The organism is Ilumatobacter sp. (assembly GCF_041688325.1).
In the GTDB taxonomy this organism is placed as follows: domain Bacteria; phylum Actinomycetota; class Acidimicrobiia; order Acidimicrobiales; family Ilumatobacteraceae; genus Ilumatobacter_A.
The window spans coordinates 1-3,311 of sequence record NZ_JBDNIJ010000343.1 but is presented as its reverse complement, the minus strand read 5'-3'; the positions used below and the strand labels follow the sequence as shown (position 1 = coordinate 3,311).

Here is a 3,311-nt window from a genome sequence, read left to right as displayed (position 1 = left end):
GCCTGGGCGGTAACGTCGCACCTCATGCATGACTCCTCCTACGAGAAGATGGACGCATTCGTCCGTGTCCATTTGGCCCCGTACCGGGATCAGCCGCTCGAGATCCTCGACTTCGGCGCGCAGGTCGTTGGCGACCAAGGTCTGTCCTACAAGGGCCTGTTTGATGCCAACGGATGGAACTACCGCGGGCTCGACATCGCGGCCGGCATCAACGTCGACATCCAGGTCGACAACGCTTACGACTGGACCGAAGTACCGAGCGACTCGGTCGACCTGGTCATTTCCGGTCAGGCGTTCGAGCATGTCGAATACTTCTGGGCATCGATGTTCGAGATCGTGCGGGCCATCAAGCCGGGCGGCCTCGCCGTGATCATCGCCCCATCCGGTGGGTTCGAACACCGCTACCCCCTCGACTGCTGGCGCTTCTACCGCGACGGTTTCGTCGCTTTGGCGAAGTACGTCGGATGCGACCTCGTCGACGCCTTCACTGATTGGGGCAACTACGACTGGGAGGATTCGATCCTCGTCGTCCGCAAGCCGGTTGGCGACCAGGCAGGCCGCGACGAGTTCGATCGTCGTTCACTCCTGCAACGCGCACTACTCGCCGATGTGCTCCCCACGATCGACGAACTCACAACGCAGTGGCAATCAAGCGCCAGCCAGGCCGCCACCAGCGTGCTCGCCGGCGTCACCCTCGGCGCACTGACCACCGAGCTCGAAGCCCAACGCAGCGTCCGCATGGGCAAGGAAGCCGAAGTCGCTGTTGTGGCCGAGCAGACCGCTGTTGCGGTTGCCGACATGGCCAACGAACTCGAAGTACTGCGCGCCCACGTCGACGCTCTAAAAAATCAGCCGACCGGCCCAGTGCGCTACGTGCACCAGGCTCGGGCCAAGATCGCCGGCGTCGCGGGCCCCAAAGGCCGAGCGATCTACAAGAAGCTCCGCCGCCGAGGCTGAGCCACGCTTCCGAATCCTCTGCAGTAGGAAGCACCGTCATCGATGACCAGGCAGTGATCGTGCCGTATCAGGCAACGTTTGGGTGCCCCTGACCGGCACGTATCTCTAGTCCGATTTGGGACGGTCGGCCGTTATCGCGGTCGGAGTCGCGGCGAGCGCCCCGTCGGTCAGATTGCCGGCGACTGGGTCCCCGCTCCAAGCCCTGGCACAGTCACCTATCCGGCATGTGAAGGAATCACATCGGACGAGGCGGTTTCGGTGACCGTGCCCGTCAACGTTCCAGCCGGCGAGTACTACCTGTGCATCACCCAGCCAGAGAACCCTGCCGGGTGCGCAACGGTCATGGTCACCGATCCGCCGCGACAAGACAAACCTGCTCCGTTGATCGACCTTGCCGACGCAACGGTGCCGTGTGTCGGCGAGATTGAGTCGAACTCGTTCGACTACGTCGAGGGAAAACCAGGGTCCGGGACGATTGGAGAGGCCGTTGACGGTTGGACGTTCGAAGGCGGCGCCCCGTACCTGCGCGCTGGACTCGTGTCAATCGTGGACCCCGAAACCGGGCGTGCCGCGCTCATCGACGGCGAAGGCAATCTACGAATCCTGCTCAACGTGCGGGAGAACGAGAACGGCTGGTTGGTCGAATCGTCGGAGCGATGCCTCGACCCGTGACCACACTCCAGCGGCCCAGCGGCCGCCACGAACATCAGTACCGGCACGACTCCAGGCGTTGTTCACCGTCAGCAGTAGTACGCAGTGAACCGATCAGATCAACGGCGGACCCGAGCGTCTCCCGGCACTCCTGATCGGCACGTCGGTGCTCGGCCTCCCACCCGGGAATAACCGTCCAAACCTGCGGCGTCGTCACCGATCTCATCAGTCCGGTTGCAGGCTGGGCGACGGACTCGTCGAGGGCATGTACTCTTGGTTCCGAGATGAAGCGCTTCATTCAAGCTTGGGTCGTTTGGTCGCTGATCTGGCTGGTGCTGCTGGCCGTCGCATACCTGCTGAGCCACGGCGAGCCGGTCTGCGAAGGACCGTTGATTCTCGCTACCGACGATTCCTTTCCGCCGCAGTGCGACGATCCCAGTGCAGCACTCCCAACGGTCGGGCTCCTCTTGTACGCCATCGGCTTCTTCCCCTCAATGCTCCTCGCAGGTATCTTGCAAGCTCGAGACTCTCGAAGGGCAACCAGTAACTGACCTGTTGCCGCGAACCGTTGCTGAGTTGCGGACGGACTCCACCCATATCGCCCGGCATCTCAGCCGTTCGAAACCGCTCGTAGCGGCACGTATCGGTGCGGCGACCCGCTCGATATCAGCTGGTGGTGATGACGTTGCCGTAGCGCTGTTGTGCTGCTTGGGCTGAGGTGCCGAGGAGTTCGCCGATTCGTGTCCACGAGACCTGTTTGCTGCGGGCTGCGGTGATGGCGTCGACGATCTGTCGTTCGCTGCGTGCTCGGGCGAGCGCGGCTCGTTCGAGGAGGTATTCCTCGACGGGTCGTTCGTCACCGGGTTCGGGTTCGTAGTTCTCGAAGCGTTCCGCGAGTTCGTCGGCGTGGTCGAGGATGTCTTGAATTGAGCGGGGCATCAGGTCTCCAAAAACTTGTCGCGGGCGGGCATGGCGTGAACAACGAACTCGATGCCCTCGGCCTCGGACACGCCAACCTCAAGGAGTCGGGCGGCGGTATCTGGGCCGATGAGCATGGCGAGGTCACCAAGGTCAAACACTCGGATTGGGTTGCGGTAGGCGTGGAGCATGTCGTCGTCTGAGACCTGGTGCTTGCGGGCTGATTCCAAGATCACCGGATCCACGGCTATCAACTTACCTTGACGACACGGTCGGTGTGTGCGCACGTGGAATCTCCACCCACATTCCAAGGAGATCCGTCATGAACCCCACCGCCGTTCATTCCAGTGAAGTCGTCGGTCAACTCGTCCTGATTGAGGCCGTCCCGCTGAACAGATCATCACGACCACAGAAGCCGGCATCGCGATTGCACGCATATCAACACGGCAATCGCCTGTCCTGACCCACTCCTGATCGGCACGTCGGTGCTTGGCCACCCGCCCAGAAACCCGCTGCCGGCGGCCGATCGACGGCCGATCGACGGTCGGACGTGAATAGTGATATCGTCTGATACCAACCAGTTGAAGGAGCGAACGATGAGCGACATTCTGATCCGAGATGTGCCCGACGATGTGTTGGCGGCAATCGACGCCAAGGCGCACACGGCTGGCTTGTCTCGCACCGAGTACCTGCGACGGACCCTGGCACGCGAACGCAGCGAAGCGATCCTCGACGTCACCACCGACGACCTTGCAGCTTTCTCCGACACCTTCGCCGACCTCGGC

At 62.4% G+C, this 3,311-nt stretch carries 6 protein-coding genes; 4 read left to right on the top strand and 2 right to left on the bottom strand.

Translation table 11 applies throughout. The features are described from left to right. The 3 genes from ACH2EI_RS17945 to ACH2EI_RS17935 all read left to right on the top strand — a co-directional run. A partial coding sequence (locus ACH2EI_RS17945; RefSeq protein WP_395161026.1) for a class I SAM-dependent methyltransferase occupies positions 1-957 on the top strand: 957 nt, incomplete at its 5' end. Between the two features lie 258 nt (positions 958-1,215). Beyond that, on the top strand, positions 1,216-1,629 hold the full coding sequence (locus tag ACH2EI_RS17940; RefSeq protein WP_395161024.1) for a hypothetical protein: 414 nt from the start codon (positions 1,216-1,218) through the stop codon (positions 1,627-1,629). A 263-nt stretch (positions 1,630-1,892) separates the two neighbouring features. Then, positions 1,893-2,159, top strand: a complete 267-nt coding sequence (locus tag ACH2EI_RS17935; protein ID WP_395153084.1) for a hypothetical protein — start codon at positions 1,893-1,895, stop codon at positions 2,157-2,159. 115 nt (positions 2,160-2,274) lie between these two features. On the opposite strand, the gene ACH2EI_RS17930 is transcribed toward ACH2EI_RS17935, so the two are convergent. Continuing rightward, positions 2,275-2,547, bottom strand: a complete 273-nt coding sequence (locus tag ACH2EI_RS17930; RefSeq protein WP_395153085.1) for a hypothetical protein — start codon at positions 2,545-2,547, stop codon at positions 2,275-2,277. Further along, positions 2,547-2,771, bottom strand: coding sequence for a hypothetical protein (locus ACH2EI_RS17925; protein WP_395153086.1), 225 nt, complete (start codon positions 2,769-2,771; stop codon positions 2,547-2,549). Before ACH2EI_RS17925 ends, ACH2EI_RS17930 begins: the two co-directional genes overlap by 1 nt. A 351-nt stretch (positions 2,772-3,122) precedes the next feature. Here ACH2EI_RS17925 and ACH2EI_RS17920 point away from each other — a divergent pair. Further along, positions 3,123-3,311: antitoxin (locus tag ACH2EI_RS17920; protein WP_395161022.1), on the top strand; the 189-nt coding region annotated here is incomplete at its 3' end.